This is a genomic window from Streptomyces sp. DSM 15324, from assembly GCF_001514285.1.
Lineage (GTDB): Bacteria > Actinomycetota > Actinomycetes > Streptomycetales > Streptomycetaceae > Streptomyces.
Genome location: NZ_KQ949059.1, coordinates 1 through 1967, shown reverse-complemented (window position 1 = coordinate 1967; position 1967 = coordinate 1). Strand labels below are relative to the sequence as shown.

The following is a 1967-nucleotide window of genomic DNA, read 5'->3' as shown; positions in this document are numbered from 1 at the left end:
TTCGGTGGCGGCTTCGGCGAGTGCGTGGAGCACGGTGGTGGGTGCGAACACTTCGTTGACGTGGTGCTGCTGGAGCCAGGTGGCGAAGAGGTGGGGGTCGCGGCGGGTGTCCTCGTCGGGGATGAGCAGGGTCTTGCCGAACAGCAGGGCGGAGAGTGTTTCCTGGACGGAGACGTCGAAGCTGAGCGCGGTGAACTGGGCGGTGCGGGTACCGGGGCCGCCGCCGAGCTGGCGGTGGTGCCAGCGCAGCATGTTCGCCACGCCCAGTCCGGTCATCTGCACGGCCTTGGGCCGGCCCGTGGAGCCGGAGGTGTAGATGACGTAGGCGGGGTGGGCGTGGGTGAGCGGGCCGGTGCGTTCCTGCGGGCCCGGATCGGTGTGGGGGCAGGCGCCGGTCAGCGCGAGCGTGTGCGGGTCGTCCAGGACCAGTACCGGTGTGGGGTCGTCGTCGGGCATCGAGGCGTGGGTCCTGCCGGTGGTGAGCAGGACGGCCGGGCGGGCGTCACCGAGCATGAACCCGATCCGCGCACGGGGAAGCCCGGGATCCAGGGGCAGGTGCGCCGCGCCCGCCTTGAGGACCGCCAGGACGGCGACGACCTGATCGAAAGACCGCTCCAGGGCAAGCGCGACGATGCTCTCCGGTCCGATACCCCGCCGGATCAGGGCATGGGCCAGACGGTTGGCACGCCGGTTCAACTCCCCGTAGGAGAGGGTGACCTGGCCGAAACAGGCCGCGGGCGCGTCCGGAGTGGCCGCCACCTGCGCCTCGAACTGCTCGGAAGCAAAAGCAGTTCACCGCCCGCCTCGGTGTCGTTCCAGGTTTCCAGCAGCCACCGCGTTCCTCGGCGGTGGTGACATCCACCCGGCCCGCCGGCACTCCCGGATCATCGGCCATGGCGGTCAGGACCAGCAGCAAGCGGTCGAGCAGCCCCTTGGCTGTGGTGTGGTCGAAGAGGTCGTCGCGGTAGTCCAGCCGCAGATACAAGCGCCGGCCCGGCGCGGCGACCAGGGTCAGCGGATAGTGGGTGGCATCCCGGCCGCGCTCCAGAGCCGGCACGACCCGCACTCCCGCATCCAGCCCGGCGGCGACATCCTGCGCGGGTCCGTCCCAGGGATAGTTCTCGAACACCATCATGGTGTCGAAGAGCTCCGGAATGCCGGTGAGCTGCTGGATCTCCGACAACCCCAGATGATGGTGCGGACCGAGCGAGGACTGCGCTTCCTGAAGACCACCGATCAGCTCCGACAGCGACTGCCCCGGCGAAACCCGCACCCGCACCGGCACGATGTTGATGAACAGGCCCACCATCGACTCGACATCCGGCAGCTGCGGGGTCCGGCCCGAGACGATCGCACCGAACACCACGTCCCGCTGTCCCGTCGCACGGCTGAGCACCAGCCCCCAGGCGGCCTGCAGGACCGTGTTCACCGTCACCCCGAGCTGCTTCGCCCGCGCCCGCAACGCCCCGCTCAGCTCCCCCGACGCCTCGGTCACCACCCGTTCAGGCAGACGAGGAGAACGCGAAGGGTCCGCCGGAGCGAGCCGCGTGGCCTGCTCCACCCCGGCCAGTTCCCGCTGCCACGCCTGCCGGGCCGCCGCCCGGTCCTGCCCGCCCAGCCAGGCCAGATAGTCCCGGAACGGTGTCACCCCCGGCAACACCGACACGTCCCCGCCACTGGCATACAGGGCGAACAACTCCCGTGCCACGATCGGCGTCGACCACCCGTCCAACAGAATGTGATGACTCGTCAGCAGCAGACAGTGCCGCTCCTCCGCCAGCCGGACCAGGGTGAACCGCAGCAACGGCGCCCGCGCCATGTCGAACCGGCGCCCGTAGTCCTCCCGCCCCAACCGGGCCAGCTCCGCCTGCGCCCCTGCCTCCCCCAGGTCACTCAGGTCCACCTCGGCCCACGGCACCGTCACCCCGGCCGGAATCACCTGCACCGGCTGACCATCCGTCACCTGC

General features: G+C 70.5%; 1 protein-coding gene and 1 pseudogene. Both read right to left on the bottom strand.

What is annotated here, in order from left to right; genetic code table 11:
• On the bottom strand, positions 1 to 759 hold a 759-nt coding region (locus tag AQJ58_RS40125; RefSeq protein ID WP_159056430.1), incomplete at its 3' end, for an AMP-binding protein.
• A 139-nt stretch (positions 760 to 898) separates the two neighbouring features.
• Positions 899 to 1903 (bottom strand): annotated as a pseudogene (locus AQJ58_RS40120) (condensation domain-containing protein); the annotation flags it as partial.
• Positions 1904 to 1967 lie beyond the last annotated feature (64 nt).